Here is a 25254-nt window from a genome sequence, read left to right on the forward strand (position 1 = left end):
GGATATAGGCTAATAGGTAGGGAAAAAATATACTAGTTTTTAATACAAGGGAGGCTGGCTATGAAAATAGTACGATTTGAAATTGACAACACGGTTAGCTATGGAGTTTTAGCAGCAGACAACCAGATTCATGTGCTAAGTGGCGATATATTTAGCGATACTTTCACTGAAACCGGCAAAAGACTACCTCTGGAGAATGTAAAATTGCTGGCACCCTGTGTACCAAGCAAAGCCGTGTGCATTGGTCTTAATTATCACGATCATGCGCGGGAAATGAATCTTCCATTGCCGGAAGAGCCATTACTATTTCTTAAGCCATCCTCGGCATTAAATCATCCTGGCGGCACTGTCGAGTATCCATCAATCTCGAAGAACCTTCACTATGAAGGTGAATTGGCCGTTGTAATTAAGAAGGAAGCGCGTAAAGTTCCTGTCGAAACAGCCTTTGAGTATGTATTAGGTTATACCTGTGCCAATGATGTAACTGCCCGCGATATTCAGATGAAGGACAGTCAATGGACACGCGGTAAGTCGTTTGATACCTTTTTGCCGTTAGGCCCATGCATAGAGACTGAGCTTGATCCACATAACGTCGCTATTATGCTTTTACTTAATGGGGAGGTAAAACAGTCTTCTAATACGTCTAATCTGATATTTACTGTTCCTAAATTAGTAGCGTTCATTAGCCAGGTTATGACCTTATATCCTGGTGATGTCATCCTGACAGGCACACCTTCAGGAGTAGGCCCGATGCAGGTGGGAGATACGGTTACTGTTGAGATTGAGGGGATTGGTTGTTTGAATAATAGTATCGTGTCTGGCTGAGAAGAGGAGTGATTGGTTGCTTGGAAAGTTCACTTTTTCGATATAAAGACTTGAGTCCGGAAATTGACAACAGCGTGTTTCTAGCTGCGGGAGTAAGAGTTATCGGGGATGTGTCGATTGCAAAAAACTCCAGTGTTTGGTATAACACAGTTGTCAGAGGCGATATTAACCCGATAAAGATTGGCCAGTATACTAACATTCAGGATAATTGTACGGTACATGTTATGTATGACTTTCCCTGCATTATTGGTGATTATATTACAGTGGGTCATAACGTAATACTCCACGGCTGTACCGTAGCTGATAACTGCTTGATCGGTATGGGAGCCATTCTATTAGGCTATGCCGAGATTGGTGAAAACTGTATTATTGGAGCTGGATCCCTGATTACTGAACGTAAAAAGATTCCACCCAATTCGTTAGTTATGGGTTCACCTGGCAAAATCATCCGCCAGGTCAGCCCGGAAGAGATTGAAGCCATACGCAACTCGGCTTTAAAATATGCTGAAATCGCCCAAAACTATATGAGGAGTAGTACATAACATGAGTGATATCGCCCAAAATACCCTGGTGCTTTTAAAACCTGATGCGGTACAAAGAAAGCTTTGCGGTGAAATTATTCATCGATTTGAACGTAAAGGCTTGTTGCTTTCAGCGCTTAAATTGCTTCAATTAACGCCTGAAATGGCTGCAAAGCATTATGCTGAGCATATCGGCAAACCATTTTACCCGGCTCTTGTCAAATTTATTACTTCCGGACCGGTAGTAGCCATGGTACTAACCGGATCTAATGCCGTTAAAGTAGTCAGAACCATGATGGGGCCGACCAATCCAGTTGATGCACTGCCAGGAACCATTCGTGGCGACTATGCTAAGGTTATGTCCTATAATATTGTACATGGTTCCGATAGCGCCGATAGCGCGGCACGAGAGATAGCTATTTATTTTACTGAACAGGAAATTGTTCAGTATCACTGGGAGGATTGTTATGAGTAAAGTTTATACTAAAACCGGGGACAAAGGAACAACTGGTCTCCTAACTGGCGAGCGAGTTAAGAAAACCAGTGCCAGAGTAGAAGCCTATGGTACTGTCGATGAAATTAATTCAGCATTAGGCTTAGCCCGCGCTAATTGTACCAGGCAAGAGGTCAAAGAAGCCATAGTAAAACTACAGAAACTGCTGATGTTGATTATGGCCGATTTAGCCAGTGGCGGTGATAAAGAGCAATATGTAACGAATGACCATGTTATAACACTGGAACAAATGATTGATGAGTTTGATGCCAAGCTGCCGCCGCTAAAAAGTTTTATTATCCCCGGCGATACTCCGGGAGCTGCAGCACTGGATTTGGCAAGAACAGTAACCAGGCGGGCTGAACGCCAGACCTTACGGTTCAAGGAAGCTGAGACTGATGCTGGCGTCACAGAACCTTTACTTATCAGCCTAAATCGTCTGTCAGATTTTTGTTTTGTATTATCCCGTTTTGAGGCCGAAAGTACCAAATAGCTGTTAGCAGGTAAGGCACAATTTTCTTCGCTCCGCATAAACTATATCGACAGCATAAAGATGCATTAGCTATAGATAATAGCTAAAATGAGGGGGCGAGCACTGTGAATTTTCGTTTTTATGTAATGTCACTGCCAGGACCGCTGCGTAAATTGATGCGTATGTTCTTGAAAGGATAGAGCAGATAGATACAAAAAGAGCTATTGTGATGCAGTAGCTCTTTTTGTATGTACTGGAAGTTTCCAATAATTTTGTTGATTTTTATTCTTGGTATATATTTTGGAAAAAAATTATAAATATGGAATAAATAATAGAAAAATTGCTCATTTTAACCTAAACAAAATAGACAGAAAAGAAGGAATATTTACAGTAAACAGAGAACTAGAAAAAGCATATGTCAGTAATGAATTTAAGCAGACCACAACAGGAGGGGACTAGCCATGAAAGAGTACAAGAGCGACAAGTTGAGAAATGTTGGAATTGTAGCCCACGGTGGAGCCGGTAAGACATCCTTAACAGAAGCCATGCTATTTAATTCTGGCGCGGTTAACCGTTTAGGACGTGTTGATGATGGTTCGGCGACAACTGACTTTGAACCGGAAGAGGTAAAACGGAAAGTAACAATTAGTACGGCTTTGGCGCCTTGTGAGTGGCGCGATCATAAGATAAATTTTGTTGATACTCCCGGCTATGCTGATTTCGTAGCTGAAGTTAAGGGCGCTCTACGTGCTGTAGATAGTGCGCTCATTGTTCTGTGCGCCGCTGCCGGCGTCGAAGTGGAAACCGAAAAAGTATGGAACTATGCCAATGAATTATCTTTACCACGGATAGGATTTATTAACAAAATGGACCGGGAAAACGCTGACTTTTATAGTGTTGTCGAAAGTATGAAAGAAAAATTCGGCAATGGCGTTATCCCGGTTCAATTGCCTATTGGGGCCCAGGATAGTTTTAACGGCATTGTTAATGTGCTTACCATGAAAGCTTATTTAGCGGCGAAAAATGGTAAAGAATGTACTGAGATAGATATCCCGGCAGATATGCTGGAGCAAGCCCAGGAAGCAAGAGCGGCACTTATTGAAGCAGCTGCCGAAGGAAATGATGAGCTGTTAACGAAATACCTTGAAGGAGAAGAGTTGAGCAATGAAGAAATAAACACCGGTTTATTGGCTGGTATTGCCCAAGCCAAAGTATTTCCGGTACTTTGCGGTTCAGCTCTTAAAAATATTGGTGTGCGACAAGCATTGGACACTATTATCAGCTGTCTGCCATCTCCAGAGGCCACGCCGGTTCTCGGCTATCATCCGGTAAGCAAGGATCCTATTGAAAGAAGCGCTGCCGATCCAGTTTCGGCAATGGTATTTAAAACCACTGCCGACCCGTTTGTCGGCCGCCTAAGCTATATTCGTCTGTTCTCAGGCAGTATGAAGCCAGACAGTACCTTGTATAACGCCACCAAAGAAAAGTCAGAGCGTATCGGTTCAATCTTTACCTTGCGTGGTAAACATCAAGAGCCAATTTCGAATATATATGCCGGCGATATTGTTGTGGTGGCGAAACTACAGGAAACGGCTACTGGCGATTCGCTCTGCGACAAAGATAAACCTATTCTGTTTGAATCAATTGCCTATCCTAAGCCAATGTTCACCAGAACTATTGAGGCTAAGAATAAAGGCGACGAGGATAAGATTGGTCAGGCGTTGGCCCGCCTCATGGACGAGGATCCTACATTTAAAGTATATAAGAATGTGGAAACCCATCAGTTGCTTATTTCAGGCATGGGCGAACTGCATTTGGATATTATGTCTGAGCGCATGAAGCGCAAGTTTGGCGTCGAAACACTGCTTGCAACCCCCAAAGTACCTTACCGCGAAACCATTCGAGGCTCAGCCAAAGTAGAAGGCAAGCATAAAAAGCAAAGCGGAGGACATGGTCAGTACGGTCATGTCTGGCTGCAGCTTGACCCGTTAGCACCAGGCGCTGACTTTGAGTTTGTTGACTCTATTTTTGGCGGATCGGTACCTCGCCAGTATATCCCGGCTGTTGAAAAAGGGGTAAGAGAGGCATTAGCCGGCGGCCTGCTCGCCGGTTATCCGATGGTTGATGTTAAGGTAACGTTAACCGATGGATCGTATCATACGGTCGACTCATCAGAAATGGCCTTTAAAATTGCCAGCACGTTGGCTTTGCGCAAAGGGGTATTACAAGCCAAGCCTGTTTTACTTGAGCCCATCTATGCCATAGAAGTTATCGTGCCTGAATCCTATATGGGAGATGTCATTGGCGATCTTAATACCAAGCGAGGGCGGATTCAAGGCATGGAGCCTATCGGGGGCGGCTTAGGCCGGGTCAAAGCCCAGGTACCATTGGCAGAAATGTTTCGTTACAGCATTGACTTGCGTTCCATTACCCAGGGGCGGGGCTCTTTTGATATGAATTTCTCCCATTACGAAGATGTTCCGGCGCGTATTGCGGAAGCGATTATTGCTAATGCTAAGAAAGATAAAATAGAAGAAGCCTAGCAACTAAGCGAAAAAAACCTTGGCACGGGATAAACGTCTGCCAAGGTTTTTTATATTTGTAAGATTGACAACGCTCCACCATGGCGTTTGACTTCCGTTTTGCCAACACACCACCAGCCTGCAAAAATTTTCAGCACGTTGTATACAGCAGTAATCAAATTTTGCGCTTGTAGCTATATTTGTGTAAAATAGGAGTAACATTAGTATTTTACGGAGGGTTACTATATGGGTGAATTTATGTTGAAACAAAGTGTAAATAAAGTTTGGTACGGAATATTCACCAGCTTTGCTGCGTTAGGTATCAGGCATGGTATATCTACACGGCTGGGTGGTCACAGCACAGCGCCGTTTCTTAGCCTGAACTTAGGACTACATACTGGTGACGACGCTGAGACAGTTTGGAATAACAGGCAGCTTTTTTGTCAAGCAGTAGGTCTGTCAGCGGACAAAGTGGTCACTGCCGAACAGATACATGGTGTTGTGGTTAAGCAAGTTACAGCTGCAGATGCGGGTCGCGGCGCTAAACATTATCATGAAGCTATTAAAGGTACGGATGCCCTTATCACTAACGTGCCAGGGCTGCCACTTATGCTGTTCTTTGCCGACTGTGTGCCTGTACTCATTGTTGATCCGGTAGCTAAAGCGGTTGGCATTAGCCATGCCGGGTGGAAAGGCACGGTTGGCAAAATAGCACAAAAAACAGTACTTGCCATGCAGCAGCAGTTTAACACCAACCCGGCCGATTGCCTGGTAGGCATTGGGCCATCAATTGGTTCCTGCTGCTATGAAGTTGACGAAGTCGTGATTAATAAGCTAAAAGATAACTTCGATAAATGGGAAGAACTTGTGGAGCCTCACAATAACCGTTGGCGACTAAATTTATGGGAAGCCAATCGCCGCCAACTTAGAGAAATCGGAGTACCCGACAATACTATCACTGTATGCGACATATGTACCGCCTGCAACACTGAAATTTTCTTTTCTCACCGTGCTGAAGCCGGACGAACAGGACGCATTGGCGCCATTATAGCTTTATAATTGGTGAATGTTCTGCCGGTTTTACTCCGCAAATATAACTAAACGTAACTTAATGTATATTGACAACATACAAAAGTACAAGTAAAATTAGATGCAAGATCAGCAAAGGCGCTTTTTGGGGAGATACTTATTCCTTCTCCCTAAAAAGCTTTTTTTATAAGTGAACTTGTTTCAGCATAGCTGAAACATCGGCGGGTTCAGGCGGGGAGTCTACCCTACCTGAACAAACGCCGCCTACAGCGGCGGAAGTCTTAACTCGCCGCAAAAGCTAATCGCTGCGGAGGTGATATAGGTAGATATATGGTATCCTTAGAACTTTGGAATAATAGGGGAGGAAAGAAATAGCTATGAGAAAATTAGGATTAAAAATGTCCTGTTTGTTAACCATGCTAGTAATGCTGGCCGGCTTAGTCTCTGGTTGCAGCGATACCGCCAGCAAAGACCTCAAAATCGGTGTAGTGTACGAACTTACCGGTAATACTGCGTCATTCGGTACTGCGGCAGCTAACGGTGCGAAATTGGCATTTAAAGAAATCAATGCCAAAGGCGGTGTTCTCGGTAAACAAATCCAACCGATAATTGCCGACAATAAGGGTGAACCAGCCGAATCTACCAATGCTGTAACAAAGGTCATTACTCAGGATAAAGTAGTAGCTATAACCGGCTTTACTGTTAGTTCCTGCGGCATTGCCGGATCAACAGTCGCTGAAGTAAACAAAATCCCGCTTGTAGCCGCAGCAACTACTAATCCGAAAGTTACCCTTGACGAAAATTCAGGCAAAACAAAAGACTATGTATTTCGCGCTTGTTTCATAGATCCGTTTCAAGGTACAGTAGCAGCAAACTTCGCCATCAACAGTCTTAAAGTGAAAACAGCCGTTGTCTTGATTGACAACTCCAGTGATTACAGTAAAGGTTTATCTCAGTTTTTCAAGGAATCCTACACTAAAAACGGTGGACAGATTATCGCCGAGGAAGCGTATCTGCAAAAAGATCAAGACTTTAAAGCTATTCTAACTAAAATTAAGAGCCTCAATCCAGAAGTTATATATCTTCCGGGCTACTACGAAGAGGTAGGTAAAATTATTAAGCAAGCCCGCGAAATGGGGATTACTGTACCGTTTTTGGGCGGTGATGCCTGGGATTCTCCCAAATTGCTGGAAATTGGTGGTGCCCAACCTTTAAATAATACTCATTTCACTAACTTTTATTCAATAGAAGATACTAATCCAGCCTCCATGGCCTTTGTCGATGCTTTTAAGAAAGAATATGGTCAAGTTCCTGATTCTATGGCTGCTATGGGTTACGATGCAGCTTACTTACTGGTAGATGCCATAAAACGGGCTAACAGCGCCGAACCAGCCAAGATTAGGGAAGCTCTGGCAGCAACCCAAGGTTTCAAAAGCGTAAGCGGTGATATGAGTTTGACTTCGACGCACGACGCAATTAGAAGCGCAGTCATTATTGAATTGAAAGATGGTAAGCAAGTGTATAAAGAGACTGTGAAACCATAACAGATGCTGCTATAAAGAAAACACGGCTTACGCCCAGCCTTTGATGACAGTAGAAGTGGATGTTGTTCTTATCCTGTTTATCATTTCTGTTAAGGCAAAAAAAGATCACCATCTGATTAGTTCAAGTCAGGTGGCGATCTTTTTTCCATCTCCAATAGTAGCTTCACTCACACATTAGATATCTATTAATAGATTTTACGTCAAAAAGATAGAATAATATATGTACTTGATAGAGGAAAATTTTGTTTGTGGGCGAATAAACTATTTGAATGGAGGGTTTACCATGTCCATAGCGCAAAATATTGCGGAAATAAAAACTAAAATAGATACAAGCAAAGTAAAACTGGTAGCTGTTACCAAAAATCATAGCGTTTCCTCCATGCTAGAGGCATTAGCTGTTGGAATAACAGCTGTGGGAGAAAACCGGGTTCAGGAAATGCTGTCTAAGTATCCTGAGATAAAGGCGGCTGGTCTATCGCCTGAGTGGCATCTTATTGGTCACCTACAGACAAATAAAGTTCGTCAGGCAGTACCGCTGGCAGACCTCATTCATTCTGTAGACAGTGAACAGCTGGCTGTTGAGATTGATAAGGTTGCTGCTAAGCTAGGCAAATGCCAGGATGTACTCCTACAGGTTAATGTCGCTGATGAAGAAAGCAAGTTTGGCACTGAATTTGGTCAGGCCTTGCCATTAGCTAACTATATTAGCCAGCTCGAACATGTCAGGTTATGCGGTCTTATGACGATTGCGCCCTATAGTGAAAACCCGGAAACAGTGCGTCCGGTATTTAAAGAACTTTATCAGTTATACGCCGAATTAAAGGGCTTGCATCTGGCAAATACTGACATTAAATGGTTATCCATGGGAATGACCAATGATTATATGGTAGCTATCGAAGAAGGAGCAAACTTGGTTCGTATTGGTACTGGAATATTTGGTTCGCGTCAATAGTAAGGAGGAGAAAGAACGTTATGAAGTTTATGGAAAAAGTTTGGGGCAGTCTTGGTCTGTTTGAATCAGCAGAACAAGAGGAAGATCGTTCGAAACTAGAGGAGGCCGAAACAAAAGTTAAACCAAAAAATAATAATGTGGTCTCACTACCCATGGCCCAAAATAGCAATAATACCCAACAGCAATCGAAACAAATCAAGGTTATGGTTGTTGAACCCTTTTCGTTTGATGACGCTCAGCATATTGCCGATTATCTAAAAAGCCGTAAACCAGTAGTCGTTAACCTTGAAAGCTCTGACCCTGATATTGCCAAACGGATGATTGATTTTATTAGTGGTACGACCTATGCATTAAATGGTCAAATTCAGAAAGTCGGCAATAATATTTTCCTATGTGCCCCCAATAATGTTGACGTTGCCTATAGTCCGCGGGAAGATGTCAGTGATAAGACGTTCTTGCCTTGGGGCCAATAAATAGACTGAATGCCAAATGGAGGAATTATGTTAACAAATAAACAGCTTGGTTTTATCGGCGGCGGTGCGATGGCCGAATCAATCATTCGCGGTATTTTACATGCGGAATTGGTAATGCCGTCCCAAATAATGGTGAATGATATTTCCCGTGAACGTCTGGCTTACCTAAGCAGTACGTTTGCAATTGCAACAACACCTGATAGTCAGGAAATTATCAAACAATCTGATATCGTATTTCTAACAGTAAAGCCACAAGTTATTGCTAACGTTATTGACACAATTGCACCGCTAGTAACGAAAACTACGATAGTGGTATCAGTGGCAGCCGGCGTGACAATTGCTGCATTGCAAAGCAAATTGGCTGAAGTTCCAATCATTCGGGTTATGCCTAATACCCCGGTGGCCGTTGGTGAAGGCATTTCCGCTATGGCGCTGGGGAAGTATACAACAAAAGCAGCTAGTGACCCAGTGGCCGAAGTATTTGCGTCTGTTGGCCGGGTTGTTACTGTTAGCGAAGATTCGATGGATGCTGTTACCGGCCTGTCAGGCAGCGGTCCGGCGTATGCCTTTGTTTTAATTGATGCTCTCGCCGATGCTGGCGTCAGAGTTGGTTTAGCCCGGCAGACATCAATATTATTGGCAGCCCAAACGTTAATGGGCGCTGCTAAAATGGTACTCGAAACAAACGAACATCCTGCCAAACTGAGAGATATGGTAACATCGCCGGGTGGTACTACTATTGCTGGTGTCCATGTATTAGAACAAAAGGGAGTAAGGGCTGCACTTATTGATGCTGTTGTTGCTGCCACAGAACGGTCCCGGGAGATGGGAAAAAGGTAATGAGTGAACGGGACAAAATTTTACGCTATTATCGCGCTTCAGGTGATGCGGAGCTAGCAGCAAAGCTTTTGGATTTGGCAGAGATTGCGCTCAAAAGCCGCAAATACAAAGTCAGCGAATTCCTTGATCCGTATGGTTTAAGTATTGCTGAAACTATCGTTGCCCATTATGATAGGCTGACATTGGAAACAAATGGCGGTTATCCTGGTGCAGAACGGGTTAAAGTGGCGTTTGTTGACACTGAGTTTCTTGAGTATGCCGATTCATTTGATTTTGGGTTAAAAGTCATTTTGCTTAAATGGGATAGTCGTTATTATCGCCTGTCACATCGGGACGTGCTCGGAGCGCTCATGGGTATTGGCATAAAACGTGAAATCCTTGGTGACATTATTGTAGCTGGAGATCAATGTTATGTCTTAGCCGACGCAACTATGGCTGCTTATATTGTACAGAACGTAACTGAAGTTGGACAAGCTGTGGTCTCTGTTTCACAAGTATCGCTTGATGATATTCCGGCAAAAGAGGAAAAAATCAAAGAAATCCGGGCAACTGTGGCTTCTATGCGAGTAGATGCTGTAGCAGCCGCTGGTTTTGGAACCTCACGCACCCGAATGGCTGAAGATATTGTAGCCGCCAAACTAAAAATCAATTGGCAAGAAGCCAAAAGCCCATCACAAGTCATAAAGGTGGGGGATATTATTTCTATGCGTGGCCGGGGACGGGTAGAAGTTATTGAAGTGCCTGGACAAACGAAAAAAGGCAGATATAGCGTTTTACTTAGACGCTTTATGTAATTTGAATAGGGGTGGGGAGTTATGCTAACGCCATTAGACATCCATAATAAAGAGTTTAAGCGTAGTTTTCGTGGCTATAAAGAAGATGAAGTCGATGAGTTTCTTGACGGAGTTATTAAAGATTATGAGACACTATATCGTGATAATATTGAGCGGAAAGAAACAATCGAACGCCTTAACAGCAAACTCGAGCACTACCAGCATATGGAGAACACTCTCCATAGCACACTGGTCATTGCCCAGGAAACAGCTGAAGAAGTCAAACTTAATGCCAAAAAAGAAACAGAGCTCATAATTAAGGAAGCTGAAATTAGTGCGCAAAAACTGGTTGAGGAAGCCTTGGCTAAAGTTCGCAGAATGACTGGCGAATATGAAGAATTACAAAAACAATCGAAGGTGTTCCGTACTCGGCTGCGTACTCTCTTACAAGCGCAAATGGAAATGCTTAACAATGTTGATGAGGATGAAAACTAATCTTGCCTGACAATGTACTTGACATTAGAGAGCTGCCAGACGGCATTGCCTTTAAAGTTCGTGTTCAGCCGCGTGCAAGTAAAAATATGGTTGCCGGCATTATGGGAGATTGTCTTAAAATTAAACTGACTTCGCCGCCAGTTGATGGTGCAGCTAATGCTGCCTGTACTGCCTTTATTGCTGGCATTCTGGATGTAGCAAAAAGTTCTGTAGTTATTACTACTGGCCAAAATAGTCGTTTAAAAGTGATTAAGGTAACAGGCATTGATAAAAAGAAATTTTTCACTATGCTCTGCCTGGATAATTGACTTTGTGCGCCAATCATGTATAATATATGCGTACATGATAATATTTTATCAGTAATGACGGAGACACGCTTTGATGGCGGTTTACAGCGAACCAGGACATGGTGTGAGCCTGGTAATCAAGATCATGGCCTAACATCGCTCCTGAACTGCGGACTGAAAGTTCAAGTAGGCTCCGCCGTCTAACGCCCGTTACCGCGTTGTAGAGCGGCTATATCAGCCAGTAGGGTGGTACCACGGGAACTTATCTCTCGTCCCTTTTTGGGGATGAGGGTTTTTTATTTTATATGGAGGTGCTAATTTTGGATTACAGCAAAACACTTAACTTGCCACAAACCGATTTTCCAATGCGCGCGAATCTTCCCGAACGGGAACCGAAAATGTTGGAATACTGGAATGAGCAACAAATCTATGAGAAAAAACTGGCTCAAAGCAAGGGTAAAACCAAGTTTATCTTGCATGACGGCCCGCCATATGCCAATGGTAATATTCATATCGGTACTGCTTTAAATAAAATCCTTAAAGATATTATTATCAAATATAAATCGCTACAGGGATTCGATGCTCCTTACGTTCCAGGTTGGGACACTCATGGCCTGCCGATTGAGCATGCTGCCATTAAAATTCTTGGGTTAAACCGCCATGAGCTCAACCCGCTTGATTTGCGGCGTGAATGCAAGCAATATGCTCTTAAATGTCTAAACCTTCAGCGGGAAGACTTCAAACGTCTGGGCGTTGCTGGTGACTGGGAAAATCCATATATAACACTCTACCCCGAATATGAGGCCAAACAAATTGAAGTGTTTGGGGAAATGGCCAAAAAAGGCTATATTTATAAGGGCCTAAAGTCTGTTTATTGGTGTACTTCGTGTGAAACCGCATTAGCTGAAGCCGAAATTGAATATGCCGAGAAAAAATCACATTCTATCTATGTTAAATTTCCTCTTATTGATGATAAAGGTAACCTGCCGGTGGGTGTTGACCGGGAGAAAGTGTATGCCGTTATCTGGACAACAACTCCCTGGACTATGCCGGCGAATGTTGCCATTTGTGTTCACCCTGAGATTGAATATGCCTGGGTAGAAATTAATGATGAAATTTATCTCTTTGCAAGTGAATTGGTGGAATCAGTTGTTAAGGCTAATAATCTGGGAGAATACACAATCCTGGGAACAATGAAGGGTGCTGCCATTGAAGGTATGACCTTCAGTCATCCATTCTTTGAGCGTGAGTCACCTATTATCCTTGGTGAGCATGTCACCCTGGAAGCTGGCACCGGCTGTGTACATACGGCTCCCGGCCATGGCCAGGAAGACTTTGAGGTAGGTATGAAATACGGCCTGCCGATCATTAGTCCTGTTGATCCAACTGGTAAATTTACTGCAGAAGCCGGTAAATTTGAAGGCCTGACTGTGTCTGATGCTAATGTGCCTGTTATAAAAGAATTGGCTGGGCGTGGGCTGCTACTCGGCAAAGGCTCGGTTAAACATCAATATGCTCACTGCTGGCGCTGTAAGAACCCGATTATCTATCGTGCAACTGAACAATGGTTTGCCTCAGTTGATGGATTTAGAGATGCTACTCTCAAAACCATAGCCAACGAAATTCAGTGGATTCCCACCTGGGGCGAAGATCGTATCCGCAATATGGTGGCTGATCGTCAAGACTGGTGTATTTCGCGGCAACGGGTGTGGGGTGTTCCTATTCCGATTTTCTACTGCACCAAATGTAATGAGCATATAATTAATGATGAAACAATTAATGCTGTCAAAGAACTTTTCCGCAAAGAAGGCTCTGACGCCTGGTGGGCCAAAAAGCCGGAGGAAATTCTGCCACAAGGCTTTACCTGTCCGCATTGCGGCCATGAAGAATTCAGAAAAGAAACCGATATTATGGATGTATGGTTTGACAGCGGTTCCAGCCATGCGGCTGTACTTGGGCAGCGTAAAGAACTTCAGTGGCCGGCTGATTTATATCTGGAAGGCAGTGACCAGCATCGCGGCTGGTTTCAATCCTCACTATTAACTTCAATAGCCACACGGGGGGTAGCGCCATACAAAGCGGTATTAACCCATGGTTTCGTTGTTGATGGTGATGGTCGAAAAATGTCCAAGTCAATTGGCAATGTCATATACCCGCAGGAGGTTATCCAAAAATATGGTGCCGATGTGCTGCGCCTTTGGGTAGCATCAGCCGACTATAAAGCTGATATTCGCATTTCCAATGATATCCTTAAGCAGTTGTCAGAAGTATATCGCAAAATCCGCAATACTTTCCGCTACATTCTAGGCAGCTTGCATGACTTCAACCCTGACACCGACAAAGTGTCCTACAACCAGCTGCTTGAGATTGACCGTTGGGCGCTGATGCGGTTAGAACAAGTCCGGACTAAAGTCACTCAGGCCTATGAAGATTACGAATTCCATTTGTTATATCATACAGTGCATAACTTCTGTGCGGTAGATCTAAGCGCTTTTTATCTTGATATCCTCAAAGATCGCGTTTATACTGGGTTGCCGACTTCAATTGAACGCCGCGCTGCGCAAACGACGATGTATGAGATTCTCAACACCCTGGTTGCTGTGGTTGCGCCGGTATTAACCTTTACTGCCGAGGAAGTATGGCAGTATATGCCCAAAGAAGCAAACCGTGCTGAAAGCGTTCAGTTAACAAGTTGGCCAGTAGCCCGTCCTGAATATTTGGATACTGCGCTGGAAGCTAAATGGGGAAAAATACTTGAATTACGCGGTGAAATTACTAAAGCACTTGAAACAGCCCGCCGCAACAAGGTTATTGGTCATTCGCTAGATGCAGCGGTTAGTCTGTATGCTGCCGGGGAGGAGCTGACTGCACTTTCGACCATTAAGGACGATTTAGCCACACTACTCATTGTGTCTGAAGTAACTTTATCTGATACTATTGAACAGGCTCCGGGTGAAGCCTACCGGGCCGCCGACATGCAACTTGCAGTTGCTGTGGCTCCGGCTCAGGGCGTGAAATGCGAACGTTGTTGGATTTATAGCCCGACAGTGAACCAGGACAAAGAACATCCAGCTCTTTGTCAACGGTGCGCTGCTGTAGTAAAAAACATGTAAGCATGTATGATAAACCGGAGCTTAATTCCGGTTTATTTTTATTCGCCGGGTAATAATAATAATACAAGTGGGGGACTATTGTATGGATAATAAACATCCGGTAAATACTACAAAGACTGCTAAAGATCAGACCGAATTTGTAGCCAAACAGCTAGAACGGCTGGTAAACCGGTTAGAGGCTATGAGAATTGCTGCTTATATGGAGATGCTGGAACGTCCGGCTAAGCTGATTTTCACCAATTTTGTGGCCGGTATTGCCCGCGGATTAGGGATTGCCATTGGAGCCAGCTTGGTGTTCGCCTTATTACTCGCTTTTCTCAAGCAGTTGATTATGCTCAATATACCGGGTATCGGTGGTTTTATCGCCGATATTCTCCGGTTTGTTGAAACCAAGAACGGAACATTCTAATTCCAAGCCAGGAGGATGACGCATGACAAAAGACATTTTTGATTGCATCCGTGAAAGTCACAGTGTTCGCCTATTCAAGTCTGAACAAATTCCGGAACCAACATTAACTAGAATTTTAGACGCCGGTAATATGGCGCCTAGTGCCGGCAACCTGCAGCCCTGGTATTTTTATGTAGTACAAGACTCAGCAGTAAAAGCAAAATTGTCTGCTGCCTCCTTTAATCAAGAACAAATTAGCGACGCACCCACTGTTGTTGTTATTTTAGCTGATCCCGCCCGTTCCAACGAAAGGTACGGCGAACGTGGAGCCCAGTTATATTGTCTCCAGGATTCAGCTGCCGCCGCCCAAAACATTCTCCTGGCAGCAGAAGGATTAGGTATTGCAGCCTGCTGGGTCGGCGCTTTTGATGAAAGAAAAGTCCAGGAGGCCGTAGAGGCTCCGCCTCGCCTTAGGGCTGTAGCCATGATTTGTTTAGGCTATAGTGGTGAACAGCCAAAAGAATATAAAGAGCGGCTACGCTTGAATGAAGTCGTCAAATTTATTCACTGACAAGGGGGCTTTACCTTGCACCCTGAACAAATAACAAAATTCAAACTACAGCTGGAAGCCAAAAAACGGGATTTAGTCCATACCATCTTGCAGTTAGAAGATAATGGCCTGCGTGCTGCATTATCTAATACAACCGGTGAACTGTCGGCTTATGATAATCACCCGGCTGACTTAGGTAGTGAGACCTTTGAGCGTGGCAAGGATTTGGGACTAAGAGACAACGAGCGCGTGCTTTTACGAAGCGTAGAACACGCACTGGATAAAATTCATCAAGGAACCTATGGGCGCTGTGACACTTGCGGCGCCGAGATAGCAACTGAGCGGCTTGAAGCGCTTCCGTGGGCCACTCAGTGCAAAAAATGCCAAGAGGAATCAGAACAGATTGATGTTACACCCCGTCCGCTGGAAGAAGATTCACTTGCGCCGCCGTTTCATCGAAGTTTTCTTGACTCGGACAGAGTTGATTCTGTCGGTTATGACGGGGAGGACGCCTGGCAGGACGTGGCCCGCTATGGCAGCTCAGACACACCGCAGGATATCCCCGGAACCTATGATTATAAAGCTCTATTTCTTAATAGCAATGAACACCAGGGTATTGTTGACTTGGCTGACGCTATCCCTAATGAACCCGGAAGCACTAGTAACCATGCTAGAAAACGACGGCAAATAGAAGAAAAAGAAACCGGGCGATAGCCTGGTTTCTTTACTTGGTATGCAGGAATTTAATTGCTTGTGTTTAATTATAAACTGTGCAAGTGGATACACTAGTTTGGTTGCTAGCATAGACATCATATAAGAGCGAGACGATAGTATTTATGGAAAAAGTTAATGCACTAGGAGGGCGCTTAATGACCAGTCCCAAAAACACCTATATAGTGCTAAGTAGAATTGGCGTTTTTGGACTGGTTGTAGCCGCTTATTTTTGTTTACCCGGAGTACAGCAGTTTGCCAGTGAAGGCATTACCTATCTGCAATATCGCAATTTTCAAGGTCTGCGCCAGTTTATCCTGTCTTATGGCATATGGGCACCTATAACAAGTATTGCCCTTATGGCTCTACAGTCCTTGGTACCACTGGTTCCGGGAATTATCATAACGATTACCAATGCCTGGATATTTGGCTGGCAATATGGTGCCCTGTATTCCTGGTCCGGAGCACTCCTGGGCGCCGTCCTTGATTTTTTGATTGCCCGCTGGTATGGCCGCCCGGTAATCGAGCGATTTGTCAACAGTAAATATCTAAACTTTACTGATCGTTTTTTTAAGCGGCATGGTATCATAGCCGTATTTATCACCAGACTAGTGCCAATTGTACCTTTTAAAGTTATTAGCTATGGGGCTGGTCTGACTAGACTTACCTGTTGTGAGTTCACTACCGCGACTGCGATCGGCCAAACACCCGCCATTGTGCTCTATTCGATCCTTGGACAACACCTTTTCCATAATAGTAAGGCAGTAGCCGCTATTACCTCCATATTAATAGCGCTTGGCCTACTAGTCTATTACTATCGCAGTACTATTGAGCGTTATTTCACTTTCCCAAAAGAGAAGTAAATTATAGCGCGGCAACTATTGCTGTGCTTTTCTTTATATTGGTATCATGTTATCATAGCTTATACAGTTGATGTAGGATAGGAGAGAAGATGGGTGCCAATATCACTATTAGCAGTTATTGCTACAACAGTAGTACTTATTGACCAGTGGTCAAAACAGTATATTCAGAGCCAGATGCTGCCCGGAATGTCTATACCTTTGGTGGACGGGATATTTCATATTACCTATGTATTAAATCCTGGCGCTGCTTTTGGTATTTTAGAAAATCAAAGAATGCTTTTTATTGTAATTGCACTCGTAATGCTGGGACTTACCGGTTATTTCTTAAAACATATACCCGAACCCTTCCGGCTTATGCGACTAGGCCTAAGCCTGCTCGCGGGCGGAGCAATTGGCAATGTTATTGATCGGGTGCAAACCGGACATGTGGTGGATTTTTTGGACTTTCGCATTTGGCCGGTTTTTAATGTGGCCGATATTGCCATTGTAACAGGTGTTGGTTGTGTTATTTATACCCTTGTGTTTAGCACTTTTCCAACAGAAAACCAAGAAAACCCAAGATAGGATGATATCATGGAACAAAATGAAAAAGCTAGCAGCAGCACGTCCAATTTTATAGCTACAGCCGAAGACAAAGACATTCGCCTGGATGTTTTATTAGCAGGCCGGTTTGGAGAACTGTCCCGTTCTCATTTGCAAAAACTTATTGCCGATGGGCTGATTACTGTGAATGGTAAGCAGGCTAAAGCAAACTATAAAACCCAGGCTAACGACACTATAACTGTAACTATTCCAGAAGCCAAACCGGTCGAGATTCTGGCTGAAAACATTCCGCTTGACGTCCTTTATGAGGACAAAGATATTATTGTGATCAATAAACCACGCGGTATGGTTGTTCATCCGGCAGTCGGCAATTATCAAGGCACGCTGGTCAATGCGCTCTTGGATCACTGCCAGGATTTATCCGGTATCAATGGTGAAATCCGTCCTGGTATCGTACATCGTTTGGATAAAGACACTTCTGGTGTCATGGTAGCGGCTAAGAATGATCATGCTCATCTTACCCTTGCTGAACAAATTAAAACCCGCACGGCTAGCCGCAAATATCTGGCAATTGTTCATGGGAATATTGCGGAAGAACAGGGGATTATCAATGCTCCTCTCGGGCGGCACTCTGCTGACCGAAAAAAAATGGCCGTCACATTTAGTAACAGCAAAGAAGCGATAACCCGTTTTCGCGTTATTGAAAGGTTTATTAACTTTACTTTGGTTGAGTGCAAATTACAGACAGGACGGACTCACCAAATTAGAGTTCATATGCAGTATATTGGCCACCCTGTTGTAGGTGACCCCAAATATGGTCCTGAAAAAAAACAATTTGCGATAAAAGGGCAGGCATTGCATTCAGCTGAACTGTCACTAAAGCATCCCATTACCGGGGAGGACATGCTGTTTACCGCACCACTTCCAGCAGATATGACTACTATACTTAACCGCTTACAGGCAAGTAGAAGAAAGGAGATATAAGAATATGGCAAAGCAGGTTACGATGTTAGATAAAGCCATCATTATGGATTCCCAAGCGATTAAACGTGCCCTGACCCGGGTGGCCCATGAGATTGTCGAACGCAACAAAGGAGTTAGCGATGTAACACTAGTTGGTATCAGAACACGCGGCGTTCCGTTAGCCCAGCGAGTTGCTGAAGAAATCAAACGAATCGAAGGGGTTGACCTGCCTGTTGGGGTACTGGACATCACCTTATATCGGGATGATTTATCAACCTTGGCTTATCAGCCTATTGTGCATGAGACGCTAATCCCGTTTTCCATTAATGACAAGAAAGTCGTACTAATTGACGATGTTTTATTTACAGGACGAACCGTAAGGGCAGCACTTGATGCTATCATGGACATTGGCCGGCCAGCTGCTATTCAATTAGCGGTACTAATTGACCGCGGTCACCGTGAGCTGCCGATTAGGGCTGACTACGTCGGCAAGAATGTGCCAACCTCAAGCAAAGAAATCGTCAGCGTGCAGCTAACGGCAACAGATTGCAGTGAACAGGTTGTCATTAAAGAAATTATTGAGGAGTAAGTAATTTGCCGATAAGCGCCTCTTCAGGAGTTACATAAACAGTATTTTGATGGTCATAAATAACAAAGCCTGGTTTTGCACCTGAAGGTTTGCGCACATAGCGGCGTTTTGTATAATCGACAGGAACACTGGCCGACTGACGGCTTTTGCTGTAATAGGCGGCTAATTGTGCGGCCTCATTGATCGCCTGTGGTGATATTTCCCGGTTTTCACCGCGAATAATAACATGTGAACCGGGAATATCTTTCGTGTGCAGCCAAATGTCATCCGGGCGAGCCTGTTTGAAAGTTACTAAGTCGTTTTGACGATTATTTTTACCAATAATAACAGTAAAACCATCGGTAGTTATCACCGAAAGCGGTGCTAACGGAGCAGCTGACAAACGTCGTTTGTCGGCTGTTTTTATGTATCCGGCAGTGACTAATTCCTGACGAATTTCATTTATCTCGGCACTCGCATCGGCATGGGAAAGGGCGACGGCAATGCTCTCCAGGTAGGTAAAATCTGTCTGGCATTCCTGCAGCTGACCGGTCAAATGCTCTTCCGAACGTTTGGCTTTATTGTACTTGGTGTAATATTGCTGCGCATTTTCGATCGCGGATAGCGCCGGATTGAGGTTGATAATAATTTCCTGTGCTTCGCTTGTTTCACTATATATGTCTAAGAAAGCCTGTTTGTCAGCACCTGGAATAATACTATACAAATTGGCCATAAGAATATCGCCGCACTTTCTGAGTTCACCGGCGTTTTCGGCCTGAGACAATTCTTCTGCCAGCACAGCATGCTTACGGGTTAACTTTGCTATTTCTGCAGCTAGTAGTTTTGTTACTACTTCTTTTGCAGGCAAGGGCGGCCGGCCTTTAAACTTATCGAAAAAATCGACAGCAGCACTCATTGTAGAAAAATTGTGCAGGTTATGCTGTCTAAGATGTTCGGGAACAAAGGCGGCAATGGCCAGCGGCTTGTCCTGCCCCTCAACTACAACAGTCGGTGCTGCCAAACCGTCCTTGAGTTGGCTGGCAATACTGGTGACGGCTTCACTTAGTGCGCCTATGTCGGCAGTATCAAGATCGTTCATGCGAATATCAGGGGAAAAACCACCACGCCAGGCAAGTTCTTTTGCCGTAAGCGGGCCAAGACCAATTCCGGTTGCAATAATAGCCTTGCTCAGTGAAGTGGCAGGCGCAGCTAATACTTGCGTGACAAACTGGGTAGAATCAATATCCAGGATATTCAGGCGATCCTGACCAGGCGGGTAAATATACTCTTTACCAGGCAAAACCTGACGGTGGCGGCTTACATGAGCACTGACTCTTTTTATAGAATCAATAATAATATTATCTTGCAGTAAAATAATATTGCTATATTTCCCCATTATTTCAATGACTAAGCGTTTAGTGAAAATCCGGCCGCGTTCACCACGAACATCAATATTGACATTGACAATACGGTCAAGACTATGCTGCTCAATACTGGCAATGCGCCCATCTTCCAGGTGTTTCCGGAGCAACATGCAAAAATTAGGGGCTACAGCCGGATTTTCGGGTATAGTCGTTGTAATGAGCAATTTAGGGCGCTCAGGGTTTGCCGATAGAAAAAAACGCAGGTTTTCTCCTGGCTGGCGTACCCATAGTAAGAGGGAGTAAGAGTCTGGTTGAAATACTTTATCAATGCGTCCACCCGTAAGCGCTGCATTAAGCTCACCTACAAGCGGTGCAAGCGACAATCCATCAATATTCATACTATAACCTCCGCAAAAACATAAGACAATTTGCCAATAGTATAACACCCTGCCATTTAGCGGTCAAACCCGGTCTAATTCTGCTGCCAATAGAATACTATGGTTAATATAGCAAACACAACACATGGTAGCGAGGTGGCTGCATGGATAGGAAAAAATGGTATACACGTACGTCTGAGGAGGCAGTTCAATTCTGGCAAACTAGTTTTACTGATGGCTTATCTTCTGCTGAAGTCAAGACCAGGCTGGAAAAATTCGGCTGTAATGAACTGGCTGAAAAAGAAAAACCAGCTTGGTGGAAACGGTTTTTGGCACAATTTCAGGACTTTATGGTATTAGTGCTGCTAGGAGCGACACTGATATCGGCTTTTCTGGGTGAATATGCTGATGCCATTACCATTTTAGTCATTGTCCTTATGAATGCTGTATTAGGTTTTATTCAGGAATATCGAGCTGAGCAGTCACTGGCGGCATTAAAAAAACTGGCTTCGCTTACTGCCAGAGTAGTGAGAAACGGTATGGTCCAACAAGTTCCAGCCAGAGAACTTGTGCCTGGTGATATTTTAGTACTTGAAGCAGGTGACAAGCTTTCGGCTGACGGCCGACTCATTGATGTACATAATATGGAGGTAGAGGAAGCAGCGTTAACCGGAGAATCTACGTCTGTTCGCAAAGTAGCTGACCGCAAATTTAGTGAGGATGCTCCTTTAGGCGACAGGAAAAATATGGTCTTTTCCGGCACTAACGTAGTCCGGGGCCGTGGCAGGGCTGTTGTTTGTGCGACTGGCATGGCTACCGAAGTCGGTCATATAGCAGATATGATTCAGGCTACAACAGAAGAAACCACTCCGCTGGAACGACGCCTTGAGCATTTGGGAAAATGGTTAGTTTGGGCTTGTCTGGTTATTTGTTTAATTGTCGTTATTACCGGGGTAGTTAGAGGAGAATCGGTATTTCTTATGTGTATGGCCGGTATTAGCCTGGCAGTTGCTGCTATTCCGGAGGGGTTGCCCGCTATTGTTACAGTCGCCTTGGCACTTGGTGTTCAACGAATGATTAAACAACACGCCATTATTCGAAAATTACCAGCAGTTGAAACATTAGGCTGTACAACAGTAATATGTTCAGATAAAACTGGTACACTAACACAAAATGCCATGACGGTACGCCAAATATTCACTGATGGCAATCATTATGAAGTTACCGGTTCGGGGTATGATATTAAAGGCAGCATCCTGCTCAACCAGCAGCCCCTTGATATAAATAAAAATAAAGCGTTGCAACAATGCCTTACAATCGGCGTGCTTTGTAACAACAGCATCTTAAAACAGAATACGATTGCTATTACCGGTGTATGGCGTAATAAAACTGAAACTGGCTGGTGTATAGAAGGTGATCCAACAGAAGGGGCTATTATTGTAGCAGCAGGCAAAGCAGCCATTTGGCAAAGCGAAATTGAGAAAGTCCAGGAACGGGTAACTGAAATTCCTTTTGAATCCGAACGTCGCCGGATGTCGGTTGTGTACCGTGATACTAACGGCAACAATACTCTCTATGTTAAGGGCGCTCCTGACGTGATCCTGGAATTATGCCGGTATTATCATACAGATGCCGGTCCCACTACGATAACCAAGAATCACATTGCCCAGATAAACAGCATGAATGAACAAATGACCTCAGGAGCCCTCAGAGTGTTGGCTGTCGCTTACCGTCGCCTAACCCCTGCACAAGCCCAAAATCCTGATGAAGCCATCGAAAATGATTTGGTATTTGCCGGCATTATCGGCATGATTGATCCCCCGCGGGAAGAGGTTAAAATATCGATTGCCCTGTGTCGTGATGCTGGTATTAAAACAGTGATGATTACTGGCGATCATAAGAATACAGCGATTGCTATTGCCCAGGAGCTAAATATTTATAAAGAAAACCAGCATATGACACTGACTGGTAAAGAACTTGACGCCTTGTCTGAGCCTGAGCTTGATGCAATTGTCAATCGTGTTACCGTTTATGCCCGTGTTTCGCCAGCCCATAAATTAAGAATCGTTCGGGCGCTTAAACGGCAAGGGCATATTGTAGCCATGACCGGTGACGGCATTAACGATGCTCCAGCTATTAAAGAAGCTGATATCGGCGTTGCCATGGGAATTACCGGCACCGATGTAACTAAAGAAGCCTCGGCTATGGTTCTAGCTGATGATAACTTTGCAACAATCGTGGCCGCGGTAAAAGAAGGCCGCGGCATCTATGAGAATATCCGCAAATTCATTCGTTATCTGCTAGCTTGCAATATCGGCGAAGTCCTTACTATGTTTTTAGCTGCCCTTTTCGGGCTGCCGATGCCACTTTTACCTGTACAAATACTGTGGGTCAATCTTGTCACTGACGGACTGCCTGCCATGGCACTGGGAGTTGACCCCAGCAGCCCCAATGTTATGCAGCGGCCACCCCGCCATCCTGGAGAAAGCGTTTTTTCCCGGGGACTAAGTCAGAAAATCATTGGCCGTGGCATCCAAATTGGTTTGAGCACACTTTTTGTCTTTAGTATGATATACTATATGCAGGACGATTTAGCTGCAGCCCGTACAGCGGCCTTTGCTACATTAGTATATTGTCAGATGTTTCATGTATTTGATTGCCGGTCGGAAATGGCTACTATCTTCGAACTTAAGTTCATGACCAACAGATACTTGCTGGCAGCCGTTGCTTTTTCGAGTATCATGCAACTTTCTGTAATGTACATACCTTTTTTAAGCGCCATCTTTTCGACGGTACCTTTATCTGTGGGGCATTGGCTGTTTATCTTGATCGTATCAGGCTGGACACTAATAGTAAGTGCCTGCAAGCAGATATTCAAACGTCGTCCCGCCCGCCGAGCCACTATACCACAAAGCCGATAGCTATACTATCCTAGGAGGAAATAGCATGCAGTTTACTAAATGGCATGGATTAGGTAATGATTTTGTAATTGTCAATGGTATGGAAGAACATATTGCTGATTACCAGCAACAAGCGATTGCTGTCTGTGACCGAAACTTTGGGATTGGTGCCGACGGACTTGTCATGCTGCTGCCATCAGACATTGCTGATTTTAAAATGCGAATTTTTAACTCAGACGGCAGCGAAGCTGATATGTGTGGTAATGCTACCCGCTGCGTTGCCAGGTATCTCTACGAAAACAAATTAACTGCCAAAACCGTTATTACCCTAGATACCCTGGCGGGAATTATTACGCCTGAACTAATCTTTAAAAATGGTACACTGGCAACAGTTAAAGTTGATATGGGACTCCCCAGACTTAAGCGGGGCGAAATTCCTATTATCGGTAATGCGGAAGAACAAGTAATAAACACGCCGCTGGCGATAGAGGGAGAAACGTATCACATCACCTGTGTCTCTATGGGTAATCCCCATTGCCTGATCTTTGTCAACGATATCACCAAAGTTGAACTGGCACTTATTGGGCCCAAAATCGAAACCCATGCCTTATTCCCCAAAAAAACCAATGTTGAGTTTCTGCAAATTATTGACAGGAAAACAATAAGAATGCGGGTTTGGGAACGTGGTGCCGGCATAACCAAGGCCTGTGGCACAGGAGCTAGCGCCGCCTTGGTAGCTGCGGTTTTAAATGGCTGTACCGATCGCCAGGCCACAGTCAAATTAGATGGCGGTGATCTTTACCTTGAATGGGCCGAAAACAACCATATCTATAAATCAGGTCCGGCCGTAGAGGTATTTCGCGGTAACTATTTATTATAAAGTAACTGGCTCATGCAGATTCGATTAATGATTGATTTAAGATTCAGAAAAAAAAGGAATTTTTTAATCGGAAGTATAATAGTTATACGGAAAGTATTTTGTCCGCGGAGGTGTTTAGGTGAAGCTTGTTACCGTTATTCTCGGCTTAATCATCATGCTTTCTGTTCCGCTGTCTGCTAGGGCTATCACTTTTATTAATAGGGATGTTATCTTAGAAGCGCAAGAATATGGCGTCAAACGCAGCCAACTGCCTCTCTCAGATTTTCTTCAGCCTTGGCTTGCTTATGAGGAACAAGCTGCTATCATCAATGAAACAACGGAAAGAGCTTATTTGTACACACCATTTTTGCTCTTAGCTTACGACGCTCGTGATAAAGCTATTAGCAAGCAAACTATTGAGCTTGCTAATAGCGAACAGATTCTGGCTGACTATGCCGGGTGTCTTGTTTTCAGTATAATCGTAAATGGCAATACTGAAAAATTTAGTGATAATGTTCAAGTTATTATTAAGCAAGAAAAAAAGATAATCAAACCCTACCATGCTGTAATCAACCCCCCGGTAAAAAATTCCTGGACCTCAAAGGAGCCGCATTATACTGCTCATTACTATTTTTATTTTTATGAGCGAGACGTAGTTTTAAGCAAGCCAATTACCCTGACAGTAACTACCAAAGACAAACAAGAACGGCGCTTTTATTTTGAGTTACCCAACTTTAAATAATTTTTAAAATAAATGGAGATGATCTCCATTTATTTTTTTATTTGGCGAAAAAGGGATTTATAACGAGCAAAGCGAAGTAAATGTAAA

26 protein-coding genes are annotated in these 25254 nt (G+C 44.1%); 25 read left to right on the forward strand and 1 reads right to left on the reverse strand.

Going from position 1 to position 25254, the window contains the following annotated elements; translation table 11 throughout:
• Window positions 1-60 precede the first annotated feature (60 nt).
• The 22 genes from SALPA_RS25080 to pyrR all read left to right on the forward strand — a co-directional run bounded on the left by SALPA_RS25080 (window position 61) and on the right by pyrR (window position 18946).
• On the forward strand, window positions 61-825 hold the full coding sequence (locus SALPA_RS25080) for a fumarylacetoacetate hydrolase family protein (protein ID WP_145100501.1): 765 nt from the start codon (window positions 61-63) through the stop codon (window positions 823-825).
• A 20-nt stretch (window positions 826-845) separates the two neighbouring features.
• Window positions 846-1367, forward strand: a complete 522-nt coding sequence (locus SALPA_RS25085) for a gamma carbonic anhydrase family protein (RefSeq protein ID WP_145100504.1) — start codon at window positions 846-848, stop codon at window positions 1365-1367.
• Between the two features lies 1 nt (window position 1368).
• A complete protein-coding gene (ndk, locus tag SALPA_RS25090) occupies window positions 1369-1821 on the forward strand; it encodes a nucleoside-diphosphate kinase (RefSeq protein WP_145100506.1) in 453 nt (150 codons plus the stop codon).
• Window positions 1814-2332 (forward strand): cob(I)yrinic acid a,c-diamide adenosyltransferase, encoded by a 519-nt coding sequence (locus tag SALPA_RS25095; protein WP_145100509.1) that lies wholly within the window; start codon window positions 1814-1816, stop codon window positions 2330-2332. Before ndk ends, SALPA_RS25095 begins: the two co-directional genes overlap by 8 nt.
• 279 nt (window positions 2333-2611) lie before the next feature.
• Window positions 2612-2770 carry a hypothetical protein gene (locus SALPA_RS30605; protein ID WP_222428113.1) on the forward strand — a complete coding sequence of 53 codons (159 nt, stop codon included), beginning with the start codon at window positions 2612-2614 and terminating at the stop codon, window positions 2768-2770.
• Window positions 2771-2772: 2 nt separating this feature from the next.
• Entirely contained in the window at window positions 2773-4854 is a 2082-nt protein-coding gene (gene fusA / locus SALPA_RS25100; protein WP_145100512.1) for an elongation factor G, read from the forward strand.
• A 225-nt stretch (window positions 4855-5079) separates the two neighbouring features.
• A complete protein-coding gene (pgeF, locus tag SALPA_RS25105) occupies window positions 5080-5892 on the forward strand; it encodes a peptidoglycan editing factor PgeF (RefSeq protein ID WP_145100515.1) in 813 nt (270 codons plus the stop codon).
• 347 nt (window positions 5893-6239) lie between these two features.
• Window positions 6240-7406: an ABC transporter substrate-binding protein gene (locus SALPA_RS25110; protein WP_145100518.1), complete on the forward strand. Its 1167-nt coding sequence runs from the start codon at window positions 6240-6242 to the stop codon at window positions 7404-7406.
• A 283-nt stretch (window positions 7407-7689) separates the two neighbouring features.
• On the forward strand, window positions 7690-8358 hold the full coding sequence (locus SALPA_RS25115) for a YggS family pyridoxal phosphate-dependent enzyme (RefSeq protein WP_145100521.1): 669 nt from the start codon (window positions 7690-7692) through the stop codon (window positions 8356-8358).
• Between the two features lie 20 nt (window positions 8359-8378).
• Complete coding sequence (locus SALPA_RS25120; RefSeq protein WP_145100524.1) at window positions 8379-8831, forward strand: cell division protein SepF; 453 nt, start codon at window positions 8379-8381, stop codon at window positions 8829-8831.
• Window positions 8832-8858: 27 nt separating this feature from the next.
• Window positions 8859-9671, forward strand: coding sequence for a pyrroline-5-carboxylate reductase (gene proC / locus SALPA_RS25125; protein WP_145100526.1), 813 nt, complete (start codon window positions 8859-8861; stop codon window positions 9669-9671).
• Window positions 9671-10465, forward strand: coding sequence for an RNA-binding protein (locus SALPA_RS25130; protein ID WP_145100529.1), 795 nt, complete (start codon window positions 9671-9673; stop codon window positions 10463-10465). The genes proC and SALPA_RS25130 overlap by 1 nt, the downstream gene beginning before the upstream one ends.
• A gap of 21 nt (window positions 10466-10486) precedes the next feature.
• The gene (locus tag SALPA_RS25135) at window positions 10487-10939 is read left to right on the forward strand and encodes a DivIVA domain-containing protein (RefSeq protein WP_145100532.1); all 453 of its coding nucleotides are present in this window, start codon (window positions 10487-10489) and stop codon (window positions 10937-10939) included.
• A 2-nt stretch (window positions 10940-10941) separates the two neighbouring features.
• On the forward strand, window positions 10942-11247 hold the full coding sequence (locus SALPA_RS25140) for a DUF167 domain-containing protein (RefSeq protein ID WP_255451351.1): 306 nt from the start codon (window positions 10942-10944) through the stop codon (window positions 11245-11247).
• A gap of 299 nt (window positions 11248-11546) precedes the next feature.
• On the forward strand, window positions 11547-14339 hold the full coding sequence (ileS, locus tag SALPA_RS25145) for an isoleucine--tRNA ligase (protein WP_145100535.1): 2793 nt from the start codon (window positions 11547-11549) through the stop codon (window positions 14337-14339).
• A gap of 82 nt (window positions 14340-14421) precedes the next feature.
• Window positions 14422-14748, forward strand: a complete 327-nt coding sequence (locus SALPA_RS25150; protein ID WP_222428114.1) for a DUF5665 domain-containing protein — start codon at window positions 14422-14424, stop codon at window positions 14746-14748.
• A gap of 22 nt (window positions 14749-14770) precedes the next feature.
• On the forward strand, window positions 14771-15298 hold the full coding sequence (locus SALPA_RS25155) for a nitroreductase family protein (RefSeq protein ID WP_145100538.1): 528 nt from the start codon (window positions 14771-14773) through the stop codon (window positions 15296-15298).
• A 15-nt stretch (window positions 15299-15313) separates the two neighbouring features.
• Entirely contained in the window at window positions 15314-15991 is a 678-nt protein-coding gene (locus SALPA_RS25160) for a TraR/DksA C4-type zinc finger protein (RefSeq protein ID WP_145100541.1), read from the forward strand.
• 155 nt (window positions 15992-16146) lie between these two features.
• The gene (locus SALPA_RS25165) at window positions 16147-16851 is read left to right on the forward strand and encodes a TVP38/TMEM64 family protein (RefSeq protein WP_145100543.1); all 705 of its coding nucleotides are present in this window, start codon (window positions 16147-16149) and stop codon (window positions 16849-16851) included.
• 93 nt (window positions 16852-16944) lie between these two features.
• The gene (gene lspA, locus SALPA_RS25170; protein WP_145100546.1) at window positions 16945-17415 is read left to right on the forward strand and encodes a signal peptidase II; all 471 of its coding nucleotides are present in this window, start codon (window positions 16945-16947) and stop codon (window positions 17413-17415) included.
• Between the two features lie 9 nt (window positions 17416-17424).
• Window positions 17425-18378: an RluA family pseudouridine synthase gene (locus tag SALPA_RS25175; protein ID WP_145100549.1), complete on the forward strand. Its 954-nt coding sequence runs from the start codon at window positions 17425-17427 to the stop codon at window positions 18376-18378.
• A 4-nt stretch (window positions 18379-18382) separates the two neighbouring features.
• Entirely contained in the window at window positions 18383-18946 is a 564-nt protein-coding gene (gene pyrR / locus SALPA_RS25180; RefSeq protein WP_304624555.1) for a bifunctional pyr operon transcriptional regulator/uracil phosphoribosyltransferase PyrR, read from the forward strand.
• Here pyrR and SALPA_RS25185 read toward each other — a convergent pair.
• Window positions 18933-20687 carry an NFACT family protein gene (locus tag SALPA_RS25185; RefSeq protein ID WP_145100552.1) on the reverse strand — a complete coding sequence of 585 codons (1755 nt, stop codon included), beginning with the start codon at window positions 20685-20687 and terminating at the stop codon, window positions 18933-18935. The two genes, pyrR and SALPA_RS25185, sit on opposite strands and share 14 nt — an antisense overlap.
• A 143-nt stretch (window positions 20688-20830) precedes the next feature.
• On the opposite strand from SALPA_RS25185, the gene SALPA_RS25190 reads away from it, so the two are divergent.
• The 3 genes from SALPA_RS25190 (at window position 20831) to SALPA_RS25200 (ending at window position 25167) form a co-directional block, all read left to right on the forward strand.
• On the forward strand, window positions 20831-23587 hold the full coding sequence (locus SALPA_RS25190) for a calcium-translocating P-type ATPase, SERCA-type (RefSeq protein WP_145100555.1): 2757 nt from the start codon (window positions 20831-20833) through the stop codon (window positions 23585-23587).
• Between the two features lie 25 nt (window positions 23588-23612).
• Window positions 23613-24446 carry a diaminopimelate epimerase gene (gene dapF / locus SALPA_RS25195; RefSeq protein ID WP_145100558.1) on the forward strand — a complete coding sequence of 278 codons (834 nt, stop codon included), beginning with the start codon at window positions 23613-23615 and terminating at the stop codon, window positions 24444-24446.
• Between the two features lie 118 nt (window positions 24447-24564).
• Entirely contained in the window at window positions 24565-25167 is a 603-nt protein-coding gene (locus SALPA_RS25200) for a hypothetical protein (protein ID WP_145100560.1), read from the forward strand.
• Window positions 25168-25254 lie beyond the last annotated feature (87 nt).

It is taken from the genome of Sporomusa sp. KB1 (assembly GCF_007830295.1).
Lineage (GTDB): Bacteria > Bacillota > Negativicutes > Sporomusales > Sporomusaceae > Sporomusa.

Excerpts from the sequence above, each read along its gene's own strand:
- SALPA_RS25130 (WP_145100529.1), top strand. The coding sequence starts at position 9,671 with ATGAGTGAACGGGACAAAATTTTACGCTATTATCGCGCTTCAGGTGAT.
- SALPA_RS25190 (WP_145100555.1), top strand. The coding sequence starts at position 20,831 with ATGGATAGGAAAAAATGGTATACACGTACGTCTGAGGAGGCAGTTCAA.
- SALPA_RS25110 (WP_145100518.1), top strand. The coding sequence starts at position 6,240 with ATGAGAAAATTAGGATTAAAAATGTCCTGTTTGTTAACCATGCTAGTA.
- ndk (WP_145100506.1), top strand. The coding sequence starts at position 1,369 with ATGAGTGATATCGCCCAAAATACCCTGGTGCTTTTAAAACCTGATGCG.
- SALPA_RS25165 (WP_145100543.1), top strand. The coding sequence starts at position 16,147 with ATGACCAGTCCCAAAAACACCTATATAGTGCTAAGTAGAATTGGCGTT.
- pyrR (WP_304624555.1), top strand. The coding sequence starts at position 18,383 with ATGGCAAAGCAGGTTACGATGTTAGATAAAGCCATCATTATGGATTCC.
- SALPA_RS25115 (WP_145100521.1), top strand. The coding sequence starts at position 7,690 with ATGTCCATAGCGCAAAATATTGCGGAAATAAAAACTAAAATAGATACA.
- SALPA_RS25080 (WP_145100501.1), top strand. The coding sequence starts at position 61 with ATGAAAATAGTACGATTTGAAATTGACAACACGGTTAGCTATGGAGTT.
- proC (WP_145100526.1), top strand. The coding sequence starts at position 8,859 with ATGTTAACAAATAAACAGCTTGGTTTTATCGGCGGCGGTGCGATGGCC.
- dapF (WP_145100558.1), top strand. The coding sequence starts at position 23,613 with ATGCAGTTTACTAAATGGCATGGATTAGGTAATGATTTTGTAATTGTC.
- SALPA_RS25155 (WP_145100538.1), top strand. The coding sequence starts at position 14,771 with ATGACAAAAGACATTTTTGATTGCATCCGTGAAAGTCACAGTGTTCGC.
- pgeF (WP_145100515.1), top strand. The coding sequence starts at position 5,080 with ATGGGTGAATTTATGTTGAAACAAAGTGTAAATAAAGTTTGGTACGGA.
- SALPA_RS25175 (WP_145100549.1), top strand. The coding sequence starts at position 17,425 with ATGGAACAAAATGAAAAAGCTAGCAGCAGCACGTCCAATTTTATAGCT.
- SALPA_RS25150 (WP_222428114.1), top strand. The coding sequence starts at position 14,422 with ATGGATAATAAACATCCGGTAAATACTACAAAGACTGCTAAAGATCAG.
- SALPA_RS25120 (WP_145100524.1), top strand. The coding sequence starts at position 8,379 with ATGAAGTTTATGGAAAAAGTTTGGGGCAGTCTTGGTCTGTTTGAATCA.
- SALPA_RS25135 (WP_145100532.1), top strand. The coding sequence starts at position 10,487 with ATGCTAACGCCATTAGACATCCATAATAAAGAGTTTAAGCGTAGTTTT.
- fusA (WP_145100512.1), top strand. The coding sequence starts at position 2,773 with ATGAAAGAGTACAAGAGCGACAAGTTGAGAAATGTTGGAATTGTAGCC.
- SALPA_RS25185 (WP_145100552.1), bottom strand. The coding sequence starts at position 20,687 with ATGAATATTGATGGATTGTCGCTTGCACCGCTTGTAGGTGAGCTTAAT.
- SALPA_RS25095 (WP_145100509.1), top strand. The coding sequence starts at position 1,814 with ATGAGTAAAGTTTATACTAAAACCGGGGACAAAGGAACAACTGGTCTC.